18 protein-coding genes are annotated in these 18,943 nt (G+C 64.4%); 9 read left to right on the forward strand and 9 right to left on the reverse strand.

The annotated features are described in order from the left end of the window. Window position 1 precedes the first annotated feature (1 nt). The 6 genes from pbpC (at window position 2) to FJ425_RS26600 (ending at window position 7,010) form a co-directional block, all read left to right on the forward strand. Window positions 2–2,092 carry a penicillin-binding protein 1C gene (gene pbpC / locus FJ425_RS26575; RefSeq protein ID WP_181176063.1) on the forward strand — a complete coding sequence of 697 codons (2,091 nt, stop codon included), beginning with the start codon at window positions 2–4 and terminating at the stop codon, window positions 2,090–2,092. A 43-nt stretch (window positions 2,093–2,135) separates the two neighbouring features. Continuing rightward, entirely contained in the window at window positions 2,136–2,849 is a 714-nt protein-coding gene (locus FJ425_RS26580; protein ID WP_140630755.1) for a M15 family metallopeptidase, read from the forward strand. A gap of 199 nt (window positions 2,850–3,048) precedes the next feature. Further along, window positions 3,049–4,077 (forward strand): sulfate ABC transporter substrate-binding protein, encoded by a 1,029-nt coding sequence (locus FJ425_RS26585; RefSeq protein ID WP_140630752.1) that lies wholly within the window; start codon window positions 3,049–3,051, stop codon window positions 4,075–4,077. Window positions 4,078–4,169: 92 nt separating this feature from the next. Then, window positions 4,170–5,021, forward strand: a complete 852-nt coding sequence (gene cysT / locus FJ425_RS26590) for a sulfate ABC transporter permease subunit CysT (RefSeq protein WP_140630749.1) — start codon at window positions 4,170–4,172, stop codon at window positions 5,019–5,021. Beyond that, a complete protein-coding gene (cysW, locus tag FJ425_RS26595) occupies window positions 5,014–5,898 on the forward strand; it encodes a sulfate ABC transporter permease subunit CysW (RefSeq protein ID WP_140630746.1) in 885 nt (294 codons plus the stop codon). Before cysT ends, cysW begins: the two co-directional genes overlap by 8 nt. 71 nt (window positions 5,899–5,969) lie before the next feature. After that, complete coding sequence (locus tag FJ425_RS26600; protein WP_140630743.1) at window positions 5,970–7,010, forward strand: sulfate/molybdate ABC transporter ATP-binding protein; 1,041 nt, start codon at window positions 5,970–5,972, stop codon at window positions 7,008–7,010. Between the two features lie 15 nt (window positions 7,011–7,025). Here the strand turns inward: FJ425_RS26600 and FJ425_RS26605 are convergent, their stop codons facing one another. Both FJ425_RS26605 and FJ425_RS26610 read right to left on the reverse strand, forming a co-directional pair. Beyond that, the gene (locus FJ425_RS26605; protein ID WP_140630740.1) at window positions 7,026–7,424 is read right to left on the reverse strand and encodes a type II toxin-antitoxin system VapC family toxin; all 399 of its coding nucleotides are present in this window, start codon (window positions 7,422–7,424) and stop codon (window positions 7,026–7,028) included. Continuing rightward, entirely contained in the window at window positions 7,424–7,696 is a 273-nt protein-coding gene (locus FJ425_RS26610; RefSeq protein ID WP_140630737.1) for an antitoxin, read from the reverse strand. Before FJ425_RS26610 ends, FJ425_RS26605 begins: the two co-directional genes overlap by 1 nt. Window positions 7,697–7,928: 232 nt before the next feature. Here FJ425_RS26610 and FJ425_RS26615 point away from each other — a divergent pair, with 232 nt between their 5' ends. The 3 genes from FJ425_RS26615 (at window position 7,929) to FJ425_RS26625 (ending at window position 10,851) form a co-directional block, all read left to right on the forward strand. Continuing rightward, window positions 7,929–8,915, forward strand: coding sequence for a sulfate ABC transporter substrate-binding protein (locus FJ425_RS26615; protein ID WP_140630734.1), 987 nt, complete (start codon window positions 7,929–7,931; stop codon window positions 8,913–8,915). Between the two features lie 251 nt (window positions 8,916–9,166). Continuing rightward, complete coding sequence (locus tag FJ425_RS26620) at window positions 9,167–9,616, forward strand: Rrf2 family transcriptional regulator (RefSeq protein WP_140630731.1); 450 nt, start codon at window positions 9,167–9,169, stop codon at window positions 9,614–9,616. An 89-nt stretch (window positions 9,617–9,705) separates the two neighbouring features. Further along, window positions 9,706–10,851 (forward strand): hypothetical protein, encoded by a 1,146-nt coding sequence (locus FJ425_RS26625; protein WP_140630729.1) that lies wholly within the window; start codon window positions 9,706–9,708, stop codon window positions 10,849–10,851. A gap of 12 nt (window positions 10,852–10,863) precedes the next feature. On the opposite strand, the gene FJ425_RS26630 is transcribed toward FJ425_RS26625, so the two are convergent. From FJ425_RS26630 to FJ425_RS26660, 7 genes are all read right to left on the reverse strand, one after another. After that, a complete protein-coding gene (locus tag FJ425_RS26630) occupies window positions 10,864–11,367 on the reverse strand; it encodes a gluconokinase (protein ID WP_246673305.1) in 504 nt (167 codons plus the stop codon). A 44-nt stretch (window positions 11,368–11,411) separates the two neighbouring features. Continuing rightward, window positions 11,412–12,410, reverse strand: coding sequence for an ABC transporter permease (locus FJ425_RS26635; RefSeq protein WP_140630726.1), 999 nt, complete (start codon window positions 12,408–12,410; stop codon window positions 11,412–11,414). Further along, the gene (locus FJ425_RS26640) at window positions 12,407–13,387 is read right to left on the reverse strand and encodes an ABC transporter permease (RefSeq protein WP_140546345.1); all 981 of its coding nucleotides are present in this window, start codon (window positions 13,385–13,387) and stop codon (window positions 12,407–12,409) included. Before FJ425_RS26640 ends, FJ425_RS26635 begins: the two co-directional genes overlap by 4 nt. After that, the gene (locus FJ425_RS26645; RefSeq protein WP_140630723.1) at window positions 13,384–14,928 is read right to left on the reverse strand and encodes a sugar ABC transporter ATP-binding protein; all 1,545 of its coding nucleotides are present in this window, start codon (window positions 14,926–14,928) and stop codon (window positions 13,384–13,386) included. Before FJ425_RS26645 ends, FJ425_RS26640 begins: the two co-directional genes overlap by 4 nt. Before the next feature lie 69 nt (window positions 14,929–14,997). Next, entirely contained in the window at window positions 14,998–16,122 is a 1,125-nt protein-coding gene (locus FJ425_RS26650; protein WP_140630721.1) for a sugar ABC transporter substrate-binding protein, read from the reverse strand. 292 nt (window positions 16,123–16,414) lie between these two features. Beyond that, window positions 16,415–17,443 (reverse strand): LacI family DNA-binding transcriptional regulator, encoded by a 1,029-nt coding sequence (locus FJ425_RS26655; protein ID WP_140630716.1) that lies wholly within the window; start codon window positions 17,441–17,443, stop codon window positions 16,415–16,417. 166 nt (window positions 17,444–17,609) lie between these two features. Next, window positions 17,610–18,839: an MFS transporter gene (locus FJ425_RS26660; protein WP_140630713.1), complete on the reverse strand. Its 1,230-nt coding sequence runs from the start codon at window positions 18,837–18,839 to the stop codon at window positions 17,610–17,612. Window positions 18,840–18,943 lie beyond the last annotated feature (104 nt).

Consider the following 18,943-nt stretch of genomic DNA (forward strand, 5'->3'; position numbering starts at 1 on the left):
CATGTTCTCCAGGAAATTTCTCAGACGCACCGCCATCGCAGGCCTTTGCCTCGCCGGCTTCGCGGCGCTTTCGGTCGCCGCGCTCTGGGAGCTCGACCGCGCCTTCCCGCCGCCGCTGCCGGCAAAGCTGACGGTCTCGACGGAGGTGCAGGACCGCGACGGTCAGCTGCTGCGCGCCTTCGCCACGCCCGACGGCTACTGGCGGCTCGAAACCCGCCTCGACCAGGTCGACAGGCAATTCGTCGACATGCTGGTGACTTATGAAGACAAGCGCTTCTGGGATCACCGCGGCGTCGATGTCCTGGCGCTTTGCCGGGCTGCCGGCCAGCTCGTCACCAGCGGTCATATCGTGTCCGGCGGCTCGACCTTGTCGATGCAGCTCGCCCGGCTGATCGAGCCGCGCGACAGCCGCAGCCTTGCCTCCAAGCTCAGGCAGATGCTGCGCGCCGTCCAGATCGAACGGCGGCTCACCAAGCAGGAAATCCTCGAACGCTACCTGACGCTGGCGCCCTATGGCGGCAATCTCGAAGGCGTGCGCGCCGCATCGCTCGCTTATTTCGGCAAGGAGCCGAAGCGGCTCACGGTCTCGGAAGCCGCCCTGCTCGTCGCCCTGCCGCAACTGCCGGAAAAGCGCCGGCCCGACCGCAACCTCGACATCGCCCACGCCGCACGGGACCGTGTGCTCACCCGTATGGTCTCGGCCGGCGTGCTCGGCGAACGCGAAGCCGCGCGCGCCGCGCTGGACGACGTCTCCGGCCTGCGCAGAAAACTGCCGGCGCTGGCCGCGCATGCTTCCTACGCCATGCTGCCGAAGGCCGTGCCAGGCAAGCCGCTGCGGCTCACCATCCGCAAAAGCGTGCAGCAGGGGCTGGAACAGGTGGCAAGGGATGCCGCCAGGAAGCTTGGCCCGAAACTTTCCGTCGCCATGGTCATGGCCGATGCGCGCACCGGCGACGTCCTGGGCGAGGTCGGCTCGGCCGATTTCTTCGATGCCAGCCGCTCCGGCTGGATCGACATGACCAAGGTGGTGCGCTCACCCGGCTCGACGCTGAAGCCCTTCATCTATGGGCTTGCCTTCGAGCAGGGGCTGGTGGCGCAGGAGATGATCATCGAGGACAGTCCGGCCGATTTCGGCGGCTACCGTCCGAAGAATTTCGACATGGGTTACCAGGGCGACGTCTCGATTCGCCAGGCGCTGCAATTGTCGCTCAACGTGCCGGCGATCCGCGTGCTCGACGCGGTCGGCCCCGCGCGGCTCACCGCGCGCTTCCGCCAGGCCGGCGTCAACCCGATCCTGCCGGTCAACGAAGCGCCGGGCTTGGCGATCGGACTTGGCGGCGTCGGCGTGACCTTGCGCGACCTGGTGCAGCTCTATACGGGGCTCGCCAATGGCGGCAAGATGCATACGCTGCATGACGGCACCGAGCCGGCCGCCGCCGAGCGCGCCATCGCCACCATTCTCGACGACCAGGCAGCCTGGCAGATCAACGACATCCTGTCTGGCGTGAAGCCGCCGGAAGGCGCCATGCAGCGTGGCATCGCCTACAAGACCGGCACCTCTTACGGTTATCGCGATGCCTGGTCCGTCGGCTTCGACGGCCGCTACGTGCTGGGTGTGTGGGTCGGCCGCGCCGATGCCAGCCCTGTCCCCGGCCTGTCGGGCTATGTCTCGGCAGCACCCATCCTGTTCGAAGGCTTCGTCCGTTCCGGCCTTGCCGGCGTGCCGCTGCCCGGCCGGCCGCCGGGCGTCTTCAACCCCAAGCGCGATGAATTGCCGGTGACGCTCACCCGCTTCGGCGCCGGCGCCGACGGTCTGGTGCAGGCCACCGCCACCGAGCCGGCGCCGACCATCATCTTCCCGCCCAACGGCGCCCGCGTCGACCTCGGCACCAATTCGGCCGATGCCACGCCGCTGGTGCTGAAACTGCAGGGCGGCCGCGCCCCGTTCCGCTGGCTTGCCAATGGCAAGCCGCTCGCCGGCATCGACCGCCGCCGCACGGCAACCTGGCAACCCGACGGCACCGGCTATTCGACGCTGACGGTGATCGACGCTGTGGGGCGAGCGGCAAGCGTGAAGGTTTTCGTTGAGTAGAACGCGGCAAGCGATTCAGGGGATTGCGTTTCTCGGCCGACTTTTGTCGAGAGCATTCTTCGCAGCGCTTGCGCTAGCAATCGCGAGCCCTCTCTCAGTCCGCGCCGGTCCCCTCCCCGCCGGCTTCGTCAGGCTGGCCGAAATCGATCCGACCATTCGCCAGGATATCCGCTACGCCGGCCTGGAAAACTTCCTGCACCGCAAAGCCGACGGCTATGACGCGCCGGTCTGCATCCTGACCGCGCAGGCCGCGAAGGCGCTGTCCAGCGTCCAGAAAGCCATGACCGCCAAAGGCCTGACGCTGGTCGTCTTCGACTGCTACCGCCCGGCGCGAGCGGTTGCCGATATGGGCAGGTGGACAAGAGAAGGCGGCCAGCCCGACCCGCAATGGTATCCGACCGCCGAGCGTGGCGATCTCATCGCCAAAGGCTATATCGGCGAGTTCTCCAGCCATTCTCGAGGTTCGACGGTGGACCTTGCCATCGCCAAGGCCGGCAATAAAAGCGCGGTTCATCCGGCCTGCGGCGCGCCGGACGGCGGCACGCTCGATTTCGGCACCGGTTTCGACTGCTTTGACCCAAAGAGCGAAACCGCCAGTGCCTTGATCGGCGCCGAAGCCACCGCAAACCGCAAGACGCTGCTGAGCGCAATGCGCGCCGCCGGCTTTCGCAACTATGCGCGCGAATGGTGGCACTTCACCCTGGCAAAAGAGCCTTTCCCAAAACAGCGCTTCGATTTTCCGGTTAACGCCAATTGAGGCGCCCGGGGTTGTCATCACCCTGACCGCTTCTAATTAGGGCCGGCGGATGAAGAGCCATGCGGCCGCTGAGGAAGTTATTTCCTTAACCGACCCACGCTCGGCGAAAAATTGTTTCGAGGAGATGAAAAAGGCAACATTCAATGCATCTAAATTCTATAAACTCGGTAGAGTTCGCAGCAGTTCAACGGAGGCCGGAATGACCAAACCTCATTTCAGGAAACTGCTCGGCGCGCTGGTCGCCACGTCTGTCCAGTTCGGCACGCTCGGTTTCGCGTTTGCCGACACGACCATTCTGAATGTGTCCTATGACCCGACACGTGAACTCTACAAGGCCTATGATGAGGCGTTCGCCGCGCACTGGAAGGCTGAGACCGGAGAAACAGTCACCATCCAGCAGTCGCATGGCGGTTCCGGCGCGCAGGCCCGGGCGGTGATCGACGGCCTCGACGCCGACGTCGTCACGCTGGCCCTCGAAGGCGACATCAACGCCATCGTCTCGAAGACGAAGAAGATCAACCCGGATTGGCGCACGAAGTTCGAGAACAACTCCGCACCCTATACCTCGACCATCATCTTCCTGGTGCGCAAGGGCAATCTCAAGGGCATCCAGGACTGGAGCGATCTGGTGAAGGACGGCGTCCAGGTGATCACGCCGAACCCGAAGACGTCCGGCGGCGCGCGCTGGAACTATCTTGCCGCCTGGGCCTATGCGAACGCCAATGACGGCAATGACGAAGCCAAGACCAAGGAGTTCGTCGGCAAGCTTTATGCGAATGTCCCGGTGCTCGATACCGGCGCGCGCGGCTCGACGGTGACCTTCGCGCAGAAGGGCCTGGGCGACGTGCTGATCGCCTGGGAGAATGAAGCCTATCTCGCGCTCGACGAATTCGGCGCCGACAATTTCGACATCGTCTACCCGCCGACCTCGATCCTGGCCGAGCCGCCGGTCGCGGTCGTCGACGCCAATGTCGACGCCAAGGGCACGCGCAAGGTCGCGGAGGCCTATCTGGGCTGGCTCTATTCCAAGGAAGCGCAGACCATCATCGCCAAGAACCACTATCGCCCGGCCAAGCCCGACCTGGTGCCGGCCGAGGACCTTGCCAAGCTGCCGGCAATCAAACTGGTCACCATCGACGACCCGCAGTTCGGCGGTTGGAAGAAAGCGCAGCCTTACCATTTCGGCGACGGCGGTATATTCGACCAGATCTACAAACCGGCGCAGTGAGGACGGACGGCCGGTGAGCCTCACGGGCGTCCCGGCTGAATGCGACTGCGCAGAGCCATTCCGGTTTGAATAGAAGGACGATCCAGGACAGCATGACCACAGCACCTGCCAAGGCGGGGTGGCGATTCAGACAGCCGAGTGTCATTCCGGGGTTCGGATTGACGCTCGGCTTCTCACTTGCCTACCTCACGCTCATCATCCTCATACCGCTTTCGGGACTGGTCTGGCGTTCGGCCGCGCTCGGCTGGGTCGATTTCTGGGCGATCGCCGTCGACCGGCGCACCCTCAACGCGCTGAAGATAAGCTTCGGCACTGCCTTCCTGGCGGCTGTCGTCAACGTCGTGTTCGGCACCATCGTCGCCTGGGTTCTGGTCCGCTACCGCTTCCCCGGACGCCGCATCGCCGACGCGATGGTCGACCTGCCCTTCGCCCTGCCAACGGCCGTCGCCGGCATAGCGCTCACCACGCTCTATGCGCCGAACGGCTGGATCGGCCAGCTTCTGATGCCGCTCGGCATCAAGGTCGCCTACACGCCGCTCGGCATCGTCGTCGCGCTGGTGTTCATCGGCCTGCCCTTCGTCGTGCGCACCGTCCAGCCGATCATGGAAGAGGTCGACAAGGAGGTCGAGGAAGCAGCCGCCACGCTCGGCGCCAGCCGTTTCCAGATCATCGCCCGGGTGCTTTTCCCAGGCCTGGCGCCGGCGATCATCACCGGCTTTTCGCTCGCCTTCGCGCGCGGCGTCGGCGAATACGGCTCGGTCATCTTCATCGCCGGCAACCTGCCCTTCAAGTCCGAGATCGCGCCGCTTCTCATCGTGATCAGGCTAGAGGAATACAATTACGAGGCGGCGACCGCGATCGCCGCGATCATGCTGGCGCTGTCCTTCGTGATGCTTTTGGTGGTCAATCTCGTCCAGACATGGAGCCGCAAGCGCTATGGCTGATCCCGAGATCAAATCCTACGAGCCGCATCACGAGAGCCAGTCGGCAGCGGTGACCGAAAGCCGGCCCGTCAAGGCCGTGCTGATGGCATTCGCCTTCGCCTTCCTTGCAGTCTTCCTGCTTTTGCCGCTGATCGTCGTCTTTCATGAGGCGCTTGCCAAAGGCGCCGGCGCCTACACGGAAGCCCTTTCCAGCCCCGACACGCGCTCCGCCATCCGCCTGACATTGCTTGTGGCGGCGATCTCGGTGCCGCTCAACGTCGTCTTCGGCATCTCTGCCGCCTGGGCCATCGCCAAGTTCGAATTCAAGGGCAAGGCGTTCCTGACCACGCTGATCGACCTGCCCTTCTCGGTCTCGCCGGTCATCTCCGGCCTGGTCTATGTGCTTCTCTTCGGCGCGCAAGGGCTGCTCGGCGCCTGGTTGAAGGCGCATGGCATCGTCATCCTCTTCGCCGTGCCCGGCATCGTGCTGGCCACCATCTTCGTCACCTTCCCCTTCGTCGCCCGCGAGCTCATCCCGCTGATGCAGGAACAGGGCAATGGCGACGAAGAGGCGGCGCTTTCGCTGGGCGCCAGCGGCTGGCAAGCCTTCTGGTATGTGACGCTGCCCAACGTCAAATGGGGACTGCTCTACGGCGTGCTTCTGTGCAATGCGCGCGCCATGGGCGAGTTCGGCGCGGTCTCGGTGGTTTCGGGCCACATACGCGGCCTCACCAACACCATGCCGCTGCATGTCGAGATACTCTACAACGAATACAACGCCGTCGGCGCCTTTGCCGTCGCTTCGCTGCTGGCCGGCCTGGCGCTGGTGACGCTGGTCTTGAAAACGCTTCTGGAGATGCGCTACGGCGCCGAGCTTGCCGCGGCACGCGGACACTGAACACTACCTGTCGCCCGAGAGTGGCTGGCAGTTTGGGAACACCGACAGCATCAACGAACCGAGGGATTTGCATGGAAGTTCGCGTCGTCAACGTGCGCAAGGAGTTCGAGCGGTTTCCAGCGCTCCACGACGTATCGCTCGACATCAGGTCCGGCGAGCTCATCGCGCTGCTCGGGCCGTCCGGCTCCGGCAAGACGACCCTGCTTCGGCTGATCGCCGGCCTGGAACGGCCGACCAAGGGCGCGATCTTCTTCGGCGACGAGGACGCCTCGCAGAAGTCGATCCAGGAGCGCAATGTCGGCTTCGTCTTCCAGCATTACGCGCTGTTCCGCCACATGACGGTTGCCGACAACATCGGCTTCGGCCTGAAGGTCCGGCACGGCGCCGCAAGGCCGTCGGGGCAGGAAATCCGCCGCCGGGCGCTGGAACTGCTCGATCTCGTTCAGCTGTCGGGACTGGAAAAGCGCTATCCGGCGCAACTTTCAGGCGGCCAGCGCCAGCGCGTCGCGCTCGCCCGCGCCATGGCGATCGAGCCCAAGGTGCTTTTGCTCGACGAACCGTTCGGCGCGCTCGACGCGCAGGTTCGTCGTGAGCTTCGCCGCTGGCTGCGAGAGATCCACGACCGCACCGGCCACACGACCGTCTTCGTCACGCATGACCAGGAAGAAGCGCTGGAGCTTGCCGACCGCGTCGTGGTCATGAGCCAGGGCCGCATCGAGCAGGTCGGCACCGCCGACGATATCTACGACACGCCGAACTCGCCCTTCGTCTACTCCTTCATCGGCGAGTCGAGCTCGCTGCCGGTCAAGGTCGAGAACGGCGAGGTGTGGATCGCCGACAGGCCGATCGGGCTCTCGGCGCCGCACGCGCCGTCCGGCGAGGCAGTCCTCCACTTCCGTCCGCATGACGTCGACCTGGTCGACGGCTGCAGCGGCTGCATCGCCGGCACGGTTGCCGCCAGCCGCCGCGTCGCCGGCACCAGGCGCGTCGAGCTCGAGATCGGCGGTGAGCGCCAGCGCGTCGAGATCGAGTTGCCGGTCGACCATCCCGCGGCGCAGAAGAGCCGGGTGGCTTTCAGGCCGCGACGCTGGAAGCTTTTTCCGGCGACGTGATCGTCGCGTCGAGCGTTATTCCAGCCAGTTCTCGACGTTCAGTTTTCTGATACGGCTGAACTCGGCCATGTTGGCTGTCACCAGCGTGGAACCTGACGCGCAGGCGTGAGCAGCGATAAAGAGGTCGTTGTGGCCGATGGTCTCGCCCCTGCCTTCCAGTTCGGCGCGCAGCGCGGCGTACTCGGCATCCGCCCGCACATCGAGCGGCAGCACCGGAATCTCGGCCAGCAGTTCCTCGACCTTCTTGAGCAACTTGGCCGATCCCTTCCTGGCGCAGCCATACCGAAGTTCCGAAGCGACGACGATGCTGGTGCACACAGCGGCGTCTCCCACGCGCGCCATGACGCCGGCGGCCTTGCCGCCCGGGTTTCGGATCATGCCGCTTATGATGTTCGTGTCGAGCATAAACCGCATCAAAAAATGTCCTCGGGTCCGACAGGACTATCCTTGATCTCGGGGAAGTCATCTTCAGGACGGAGCGGGGCTTCCTTCGCCCACTGAGCGAGCAGCGCCGTGAGACCAGATTTACGAATGGGCTCGATGACAAGACGGTCGCCCTCACGGCTGATCAGGACCTTGTCGCCGGGGAGTTCGAACTCGACTGGAATCCGCACCGCCTGGCTGCGGTTGTTGCGGAACAGCTTCGCCTCCTTCGGCGGCGTCGCTGCATGGCGTTGTTGGCTCATCACGGCATTCCCTTGTATATGCCATATGTTTATGCCAAGGCGCCGAAGCGCAATCTCTCTGCCTATGGATATCGCCCCACGGTGACTCTTGCTGGAAAGAAATCCTAGCAACCGACTGTTCCGGCGGTGACTTTTCTCACGTGATGCCGTCTAGCCGGCGCGCGTGTCTCGCCGCGCGACAGCGCCACGGCTATCATCAGCCATTGCCATATTTTCCTTGGAGCCCGTTTTCATGAAGCGTCTGTTGCTCGGCATCGCGGCTGTTGCCGGTCTCCTCCTCGCGTCCTCCCAAGCCTGGTCGGCCGACAAGCTTTTGAATGCATCCTACGACGTCGGCCGCGAGTTGTTCGCCGACATCAACAAGGCCTTCATCGCGAAGCACCCCGGCGTCGCGATCGACCAGTCGCACGCCGGCACCTCGGCGCAGGCGCGCGCGATCGCCGAAGGTCTTGGCGCCGATGTCGTCACCTTCAACCAGGTCACCGATGTCGACTTCCTGGTCAAGAAGGGCCTTGTCTCGGCCGACTGGCAGAAGAACTTCCCGGACAACGCCTCGCCCTTCTATTCGCTGCCGTCCTTCCTGGTGCGCGCCGGCAATCCCAAGCATATCAAGGACTGGAACGATTTGGTGCGCGACGACGTGCAGGTGATCTTCCCGAACCCGAAGACATCCGGCAATGCGCGCTACACCTATCTCGCCGCCACCGCCTACGCCAAGGAAGCCTTCAAAGGCGACGACGCCAAGGTGAAGGAGTTCATCACCAAGCTCTTCAACAACGTGCCGATCTTCGACACCGGCGGCCGCGCCGCCACCACCACTTTCGTCCAGCGCGAGATCGGCGACGTGCTGATCACCTTCGAGTCGGAGACGCGCAGTATTCGCAAGGAGTATGGCGACGACAAGTTCGAGCAGGTCACGCCTTCGGTCAGCCTGCTGGCCGAGTTCCCGGTAGCGGTCGTTGACAAGGTCGCCGACGAGCATGGCAGCCGCGATCTCGCCAAGACCTATCTCGACTTCCTCTACACGCCGGAGGGCCAGGAGATCGCCGCCGGAAACGGCTTGCGGGTCCGCGACGCGACGGTCGCCGCCAAGCACAAGGCCGACTTCCCGGATGTCCGGCTGCTGACCGTGGAGGACGTCTTTGGCGGCTGGGACAAGGTGCAGAAAGAGCATTTCGCCGCCGGCGGGCTGCTCGATCAGGCCTACGGCAGCCGTTGAAAAGCTCCGCAATCAGGAAGAGCAAGTAAGCCGGCTTTGCCGGCTTTCTTCATGTAAGCTGGGCTGCATGAGTTCGCGGGGGGAAATCCCAACCCGAAATGTGAAAAACGTTACGAAGAATCAACGCGTTTGTGCCTAAGCTGCGGTGGGAATTATTGGGCCAGGCGGCGTCAGGCGGTCCAACTGTCATGATTTGCACACAAACAACCGCCAGATGCAGGCGCATTGGGGTTTGACGAACTGAATCGGGCATGCTGACCAAAAAAGGCAAATACGGCCTCAAGGCCCTCGTGCATCTTTCCGGCCTGCCGGCTGGCCAGCTTGCATTCGTCAACGACATCGCCGTCGCCAACAACATCCCGAAGAAATTCCTGGATGCGATCCTGGGCGAATTGCGCAATGCCGGTTTCGTCCAGAGCCGCAAGGGCAAGGAAGGCGGTTACCGCCTCGCCAGTCCCGCTTCCGAGATCAAGATCGGCCATGTCGTGCGCGTGCTCGACGGCCCGCTGGCGCCGATCCCTTGCGCCAGCCGCACGCAATACCAGCGCTGCGAGGACTGCGACGAGGCAACCTGCCAGGTCCGCCACATGATGCTGGAAGTACGCCAGGCGATCGCCGAGGTGCTCGACAACCGCAGCCTCGCCGCCATGCGCGACGCCGACAACGACGATTTCCCGGCGGAGCTCACCTCTCAGATTTGAAGCGACCCTGCCCACCCGGCAGTCCCATCGGTTGCTTGTCTGCTTTCCACGCAGTAAAGCGGCTGGAGGATGAAACGGGGCTCTGACGCATGAGGCTGCCTTGGCTTGGCAATTCCCGTAAGGCCAGCCGGCAACCATCGTCGAACGACATCTATCATACCGAGATCACGGCCGACGTGCCGGTGCCGGAGCGCGACGAGTCCGTTCGCTTCTTCAGCCGCAAGGTTGTGCGCCCCGGCAAATTGCGTCGCTTCACCAATCGGGACCCGCGCGAGAGCCTGTTGTCCTGTTTCTATCTCGGTGTCGCGGCGATGCTGCCGGTCTCCTGGTGGAGCCCGATCTGCGGCTGGGTGTCCAGGCTCAGGCGCAAGCGCCACTTCCGCAAGGAGTTTGCCCGTTACGACGTCGCGGTGAAGGCCGTGCTCGGCAATACCGTCGACACGAAAAGCATGTTCGAGGCGCAACTCGCCGCTGTTCACCGCCGGCGGCTGACGCTCGCGGCGCATCTCGTCGCCGGCTGGCGCTGGTCGCCGGCGATCCGGCTCGAAGGCCTCGAGGCTCTGCAACAAGCCCTGCGCAACGGGCGCGGCGCCATCGTGTGGTGCGACCAGTTCACGGCGCAGACGATCATGGGCAAGCGCGCCCTGCATCAGGCCGGCATCGATGCCCATCAGGTGAGCGCGCGCTACCACGGCTTCTCGCCGAGCAAGTTCGGCCTGCGCGTGATCAACCCGCCGCTGGTCAGGCTCGAGAACCGCTTCCTGAAAAGCCGGATCATCTTTGAGCGCACCGACGCCTATCAGGTCACCACGCGCATCCAGAAGGTGCTGAAAGCAAATGGCTTAGTGCTGATGACCAACACCGTCTATGCAGGCTCCGCCTTCACCGAGACCGCCATGGGCGAGCGCGGCTGGACCCATCTCGCCTCGGCGCCGGCAAACTTCGCCGCGCGCGCCGGCGCTGTGCTGTTTCATATGGCGACCATCGAGACGGCGCCCTTTCGCGAATATAGGGCGATCGTCAAAGAACTGAGCGCGACTCCAGGGGCGCCCGCATCGCCTGCCAAGGACATGACAGGGAAGAACCTCGTCGTTCAGGCGGGATTTATCCTGTCGAAGCGCGACCGGATGCTGGAGACGCTCAAACTCTGTCCTGAACAGATGATGGCCTGGTCGAGCGCCGTGCGGCTGACCGAGCAGCCAGCCGAAGCCGCGATCGGCAACGACGAAGCCTGATTACCAACTGATCTAGCGGATGATCTCTTGCAGGATTCCTGCAACACTTCGCGTTCCGTCGACCGTCACGGCTCGTTCGTCCGCCGCAGGCTCCTCCAGCGTGGCGAACTGGCTGTCGACCAGGCTTGCCGGCATGAAATGGCCCTTGCGATCGGCGACCCGTCGCCAGGCGGTCTCCCGATCGATCCTGAGATAGAGGAAGACTGTGTCGGGGCAGAAGCGGCTCAGCCGGTCGCGATAGCCACGCTTCAGCGCCGAGCACGCCGCCACCGCCTTCCGTCCATCGGCAACCGAGGTCGCGATACGCTCGCCTATGGCGTCGAGCCAGCCCGCGCGCAACGCATCGGTCAGCGGCTCGCCGCGCGCCATGCGCGCCACGTTCTCCGGCGGATGCAGCAGGTCTCCTTCGATGAAGTCGGCGCCCAGCGCCTTGGCGAGCGCCTCGCCGACGGCCGTCTTGCCGCAGCCGGCAACGCCCATCACGACGATGGCGGGCGCTGTCCGAAGATCGTTCATGCAAGGCTCCGGGATCTGCGGTCTCGTGTGCGCCTCGTCCACGGTCAGCGGCTTGCCGGCGCGCGCCCGTAGAGCAGAAGCATGGCGACGATGACGACACCATAGATGATCTGCCGTCCGGCCTCGGGCATCTGCATGACGGAGAGGATGGATTGCAGGAGCGTGATCAGGATCACGCCGGCCACCGTGCCCAGATAGGAGCCTCGCCCGCCCAGGATCGATGTGCCGCCCAGGACAACCGCCGCGATCGACGGCAGGAGATAGGCATCGCCCATGGACTGCGCCGCCTTGGATGCATAGCCCGCCAGAAGCACGCCGCCAAAGGCAGACAGCCCGCCGGAGACGGCGAAGGCGATCATGACGACGCGACGCGTGTCGATGCCCGAAAGATAAGCGGCGCGCTCACGGTTGCCGATGCCGTAGACGGCGCGGCCGAAGCTGGTGCGGGTCAGCGCGAAGACCATCGCGGCGCCGATCAGCGCCCAGATGATGACGGCATTGGGAACACCTGGAATGGTGAAACCGGTTGCCAGGTAGCGCATCGCGGCGGTCGCCGAATCCTGTGGCGAGAAGCCGCCTGTGTAGACCACCATCAGCCCTTGCGCCACGGCATTGGTGGCTAAGGTAATGATCATCGAGGGGATGCGCAGATAGGCGACCCCGATGCCGTTGACGATGCCGATCGCCACGCCGCACAGGACGCCGAAGGGGATGGCGAGAGCAACGCCGACCGACCCGTAAGCAGCGGCCGCGCAGGCCATCATGGCGCCGGCGGCCACGGCCCATGGCACGGAAAGGTCGATCTGGCCAAGCAGGATGACCAGCATCATGCCGGTGGCGATGACGCCGAGGAAAGACGCGACCTTCAATTGCTGCAGGAGATATTCCGGCGACAGGAAGTTGCGCGAATAGAGGCTGCCGAGCAGGAGCAGGACCACGATGCAGGCAAAGGCCGTCAGCACGGCCGGGTCGGCGCGCCGGATGAATTTGGGCATGCGGCCGGCAATGCCGCCCATGATGCCGCCATGCGTCGTCTCGCTCACAGGAACCACTCCAGCCGGTTGCGTACCCGAAACAGCGCGAAGGCGCCAAGGCTGACCGCGATCAACAGGATAACGCCCTGGAACAACGGCTGCCAGAGCGGATCGAAATCGAAGACGAACAAGAGGTCGCCGATGGTGCGGAAGGCAAGCGCGCCGAAGATCGCGCCGATGGCGCTGCCCTTGCCGCCGAACAGCGACACGCCGCCGAGCACGACGGCCGCGATCGAAAACAGCGTATAGGCATTGCCGCTGGCATAGGCCGCCTCGCCCGTATAGGTGAAGAAGGTCAGGAACAGTCCGCCGATGGCCGCAAGCAGGCCGGCAAGCGTATAAGCCAGCAACTTGCCTCTGCGGATCGGCACCCCGGACATGTAGGCCGCCGTCTCCGACGAGCCCGCGGCATAAGCGGCGCGCCCAAGTTCGGAGCGACTGAACGGCACCCAGACGACAAGCACGATGACGAGCAGCGCCACGAGGCTCGCCGGCACGACGCCGAAGAAACGCCCGGTCAGGAAATCGGCAAGGTCCTCGTTGACCGAACCGCCCGGAACGGGGCGCAAAAGCAAAGCCAGGCCGAAATAGACGGCGCCCGTGGCGATGGTGGTAACGATCGGCTGCAGCCGCCCGTAGATGACGATGGCGCCGTTGACCGCCCCGCAGATGAGCCCGGTGCCCAGCACCGCCAGCACGCCGAACGCCGTTTCCAGGCCGGTGCCGACCACCAGCCATGAAGCCATGCAGTTGGTCAGCGTGAAGATCATGCCGACCGACAGATCGATGCCGGCGGTGATCACCACCAATGTCTGCGCCATCGCGACGAAGGCGAGCAGCACGCCCTTGTTGGCGGCCGTCTGCACGACATTGGCGGTGAAGCCGGCCGGATGGTTTCCGCTGTAGATGGCGAACATGACGATGAAGATGCCGAAGGCCAAAAGCGTTCCGCGTTGTTCGGCCAGCCGGTAGCGCCAATCCTTCACGCGTGCTCTCCCTGCCCGATGCGGACGTCATCGCCGTGGATGTTGAGCGCGCTGGCGATCAGCGCGTGCTCGGTGAGCCCCGCGCCGACCAGCTCGCGCTTGACCGCGCCGTCATAGAGCACGAGCACGCGGTCGCAGCAGCCGATCAGCTCGTCATAGTCGGTCGAATAGAACAGGATCGCGGCACCCGCATCGGCGAGCTTGCGCATAAGCTGGTAGAGCTCCTGCTTGGTGCCGACATCGATGCCGCGCGTCGGATCGTTGAGCAGGATGATGCGCGGCTGCCGCATCAGCCATTTGGCGATCACCACCTTCTGCTGGTTGCCGCCGGAAAGCGCGCCGACCGGAATGTCCAGGCCCGCCGTCTTGATCGCCAGCAGCCCGACCATGTCGTCGATCAGGCGCTGTTCGGCGGCGCGGTCGATGATGCCGGCCTTGGACAACCGGTCGAGCGCGGCAAACGACAGGTTCTCGCGCACCGTCATCGGCAGCATCAGTCCTTCGGTCTTGCGATCCTCGGGGATCAGCGCCATGCCGATGCGGCCATGGCTGGCCGCGGTCGGGCTGGCGATCGAGACCGGCCTGCCGTCGATCAGCACCTCGCCGCGCAGGCCGCGCAGCACGCCGAAGAAGGCAAGCAGCAATTCACGCTGACCCTGCCCGTCGAGACCGCCCAGGCCCACGACCTCCCCTGCCCTGACGCTCAGCGAAATATTGTCCAGCCGGTCGGCCCAGGAGAGATTGCGCGCTTCGAGCACCGTTGCAGCGGCCGGGGCGGAAGCCGGTTTCGGCGGGAAGATATGGCTGTATTCGCGGCCGATCATCAGCTCGACCACCTCATTGTCGCTCTTCGAGCCGGCGGGGTAGCTGGCGACGTTGCGGCCGTTGCGGAACACCGTGCAATGGTCGGCGAGTTCCGCGATCTCGTTCATGCGGTGCGAGATGTAGAGCAGCGCCAACCCTTCCGAGCGCAGGCGTTTCAACACCTCGAAGACCCTGGCGACGTCCGCTGCCGTCAGCGCCGAGGTCGCCTCGTCGAGGATCAGGATGCGCGGCTTCCGGGCCAATGCCTTGGCGATCTCCACCATCTGCCGGCGCGACAGCGGCAGGTCCTTGACCAGCGCGCGGGGATGAATGTCGGAAGCGCCGGCGCGTGCCAGCGCTTCCTCAGCGATCTTCCGCTGCGCCTTGCGGTCGATCATGCCGAAACGCTTGGGTGGATTGGAAATGACGATGTTGTCGGCGACGCTGAGCTCCGGAATCAGCGACAGCTCCTGGAAAATGCAGACGATGCCGGACTGGTTGGCGGCGGCAGGCGAAGCGAAGGTGACCTCGCTTCCGTCCAGCGTCATGCGCCCTTCATCCGGCGCCACGACGCCAGCCATGATCTTGATCAGCGTCGATTTGCCGGCGCCGTTCTCGCCGAGGATGGCGTGGATGCTGCCGGCGGTGACCGTCAGCTCGGCCTTTTCCAAGGCCCGCACGCCGCCATAGCGCTTGGATATGCCTTCCATGCGGAAGAGCGGAGCCGTGCCGTCCATCAGCCCTCCCGGCCGGTTTCGATTTAGGGAGACAGTGCCTCGGGCTCGCCGCGGCACTGTCCGGTCAGACTATTTGTTTTCCTTGGTCTGGCCCATGATTTCCTGCGCGGTGAAATTGATGCCGCAGGTCGGGAAGGAATTGCCGACGAAGAAATTGTCGGACTGGTCGGGGAAGAAATCCTGCCCTGCCTTGAAGTTCGGATCCTCGACGATGGCCAAAGGCAGCTTGACCGATTGTGGCACGACATTGCCTTCGAGCGCGGCAATCGCCGTCTTGATGGCGACCGCCACCTGGGCCGGACCGGTACCGGCGGACGAGCATTTCAGCCCGTCAGCCGCATGCGCGGCGCAGAATTTGCGGAAGCCGTTTTCCGTCTCGCCGCCGAACGGCACGAACGGATGCTTGGCGTCGATCATCGCCTGCACGATGCCGGTGTCACCGCCCTGCCCGGTGATGCCGTCGAACGGGCCGCTGGTGGCGATCGCATCGGCCGTGGCCTTTTGCGCCACGCCGTCATCCCACTTGCCGACCACCTCGGTGACGGCCCACTTCTTGCCGGAACCGTCGAGCACCTCGTGGATGCCGTTGTGGCGGTCGGTGTCGACCGAAGTGCCGGCGACGCCGCGCACCTCGAGCACCTTGCCGCCGTTCGGCACATGCGCGACCAGCCACTTGCCCCAGAGTTCGCCGAGGCCCTTCTGATCGACATTGACGTTGATGGCGTCCTTGGTGTCGAGGATGTTGTCGAAGGCGACCAGCACGACACCGGCTTCCTTGGCACGCTTGATGACCGGCCCGAATGCGGTCGGGTTCTGCGCGTTGACGACGATTGCGTCAAAGCCGGAATCGATGAAGTTGTTGATCGCCGAGATCTGCGCCGGCACATCCTCGCTGGTCGACACGACCTTGAATTCCTTTAGCTTCTTGGCGACATCGGGCTGCGCCGCATAGGCCTTGGCCGTCTGGATCATCTGGATGCGCCAGGTGTTGGCGATGTAGCCGTTGGCAAGCGCGATGCGGTAGGGACCGTCCTTCTTCGGATACTTGAAAAACCGCGTGTCGGCCGACCACGGCGCGAAGCAGTCCGGCTCGGCCGCGGGCCCCTTGACGACCTCGGGTCCGGCGATCGCCGACGAGCTCAGCATGGCGAATGCGGTGGCGGCAATGACGCCGCCAACGAGTGACTTGATCATTGATATTCCTCCCAGTTGCAGTTCTGCTGTTATGAATCTTTGGCGATACGGTCGGCATCCTCCGGCCAACCAGACACCTGCACAGGATGGCCGCGCCGCCCTGATCCTCCTCGTCCCCCTCAGCTCTCTGGCAATTTAGAAAACTATCATATTATACATAATAAACAAGTATGAGCTGTTGCTTATGTATAATAAACAGCCTTCCCGCCTCGCCGAGCCTTTGCCGCCATGCAAATGGTAGCGCTACCATCTCGGGCTGTAAAGCATCATCTTAAGAACCGACAGTACCGCGTCAGCGCCCGGTGCTCTCGCGCCGCATCAGCTCGAAACCGAGATCGACGATCCGCTGTTCCGGCCGGTTTCCGGCGATCGCCGACAGCGCCATGGCGACGGCACGGGTGCCGATTTCATAGCGATGCGTGCGCACGCTTGTGATTGAAGGAAACGACACCTGCATCATGTCGAGATCGTTGAAACCGACGATGCCGATCTGCTTCGGCACGTCGATCGATGCTCGATGGCATTCGAACAGAACGCCAAGCGCGATATCGTCATTGTTGCAGAACACGCCGTCCAGCGTCGGCATCTTGGCCAGCGCGTCGCGGAACAACTCGCGCCCGAGCGTCACGCTTGACGGCACCGGCGTTGTGGTGACCAGCCGCGCGTCGAACAGGCCGGCGGCCTCCATCGCGGCGCGGTAGCCGGCAAGGCGCCGCTGCGAACGCGGATCCATCCGCGCGCCGATGAAGCCGATCTTGCGGTATCCGGCTTGCAGCAGGTGTTCGGCGGCGGTCCTGCCGCCGTCGAAATGCGAGAAGCCGACCATCATGTCGACCGGGTCCGGCCCGGTCTCCATCACTTGAACCACCGGGCAGCCGGCATTCTCCAGCAGTCGTCGCGCGCTGGGCGTCTGGTCGATGCCGGCCACGATCAGCGCCGCCGGGCGTTGCGATCCGAAGACCTGCAGCAGCCGCTCTTCCTCCAGGCCTGAATAATGGGTGTTGCCGATCTGGATGCGGAACGGACTGTCGGAAAGGCTGTCATAGATGCCGCGCACCACCTCGGCGAAGACGTTGTTGGTCAGCGATGGCACCAGCACGCCGAACACCTCCGCACGCGCCGAGGCAAGCGCGCGGGCATTCGGGTCGGGCACGTAGCCGAGTTCGTCGACCGCGGCCCGTATCTGCCGTCGAAGGTCTTCCGACACTCGCCCGGGCTCACGCAACGCCCGCGACACGGTGATCGCGCCGACGCCGGCCTTGCGCGCCACATCGGCAATGGTCGGACGGCCGCCGCCGCGGCGGGAGCGCGGCTTGGTCAAGGGCGAGCCTCGTGCGTCAAATCCCGCCTGCTGCGCGCTTGCAATGCCATTGACCCTGGTGTCGCCATCTCGCAGGCCTGTGCCACGTTCCCTGCCCTTGGCGTCGCGCAGCCGCGATTTGTTGTCAAGCTGAGGGCATTTCCAGGAGAAGCGCCGTCGCGAGCCGTCAGGCCATGACGACGCCGCTGCGCCTTGCCCTCCAGAACACCACGACCATCATCAGGATGTTGAGCAGGTTCCAGCCAATTCCGTTGAGGAAGGCGGCCGCGTAAGACCCGGTGAGATCGTAGATCCAGCCCGACATCCAGCCGCCGATGGCCATGCCGAAAATGGTCGCCATGATGACGATGCCAACGCGCTGGCCGGCCTCCCTGGCAGGCATGTATTCGCGCACGATGATCGCATAGCAGGGCACGATGCCGCCTTGCGACAGGCCGAACACCAGCGAGACGACATAGAGCGAGGCAAGACCGTCGAAGGGAATGTAGAAGAACAGCGACAGGCACTGCAGCACCGAACCGATCAGCAAGGTCTTCACCCCGCCGATACGGTCGGCGACGAAGCCGGAAACAAGGCGGCTGACGACGCCGGCGGCCATCATGATCGACAGCATATCGGCGCCGTGAGCGACGCCATAGCCGAGGTCCATGCAATAGGCGACGATATGCACCTGCGGCATCGACATCGCCACGCAACAGCCAAGACCGGCTATGACGAGCAGCGCCTGAAGGGCGGCCGGCGACAATGAAATCGGCTGGACCGGGCGTGCGCCTGGCGAGCCTGCGACGACCACCGGGGCGCGACGTCGCAGCATTATGACCAGCGGCGCCATAGTCACCAGGCAAGCGATGCCGATAGCCACATAGGTGAAGCGCCAACCCTCCGCCTTCATCAGCGGCGGTATGATTGCTGGCCAGACCGTTCCGGCGAGATAGCTGCCGGCCGCGGCCGTGGCCACGGCAACGCCGCGCCGGCGGTTGAACCAGTGCGAGATATCGGCGATCAGCGGTCCGAAAATCGCCGATGTCCCCACCCCGATGAGCAAGCCTTGGGCGAGCGTGAATTGCACGATCGAAGTGGAGAGCGACGCCAGCGCGAAGCCGGCAACCAGGGCCATCGAGGAAACCAGCGCCGGGATCCAGTAACCGACACGGTCGATGGCGCGGCCGACCAGCACATTGCCGGCGGCGAAGCCGACCATGGTAGCGGTGTAAGGCATCGACGCGGCGGCACGATCGACGCCGAACTCGGCCTGCACGGCGGGCAGGACCACGACTACGGCCCACATGCCGACGCCGCCGATGGTCGCCAGCAGCAAGGAGATGCCGAGCCGCGTCCACGCATAGAAGCTGTCGATGCCGGCGCTGTTTGCCGCGTTTCCTGGAACTGTCGTCACGGCGTTTCCTGTCCACGATTTCTTCGAGATCGGGTGTTTGAGCGCACTATCGGCCCATTTTCCGGGCCGAGCAGCGCCACGACCGGCAAATCCGTGGCTCCAGA

It is taken from the genome of Mesorhizobium sp. B2-7-2 (assembly GCF_006440775.1).
In the GTDB taxonomy this organism is placed as follows: domain Bacteria; phylum Pseudomonadota; class Alphaproteobacteria; order Rhizobiales; family Rhizobiaceae; genus Mesorhizobium.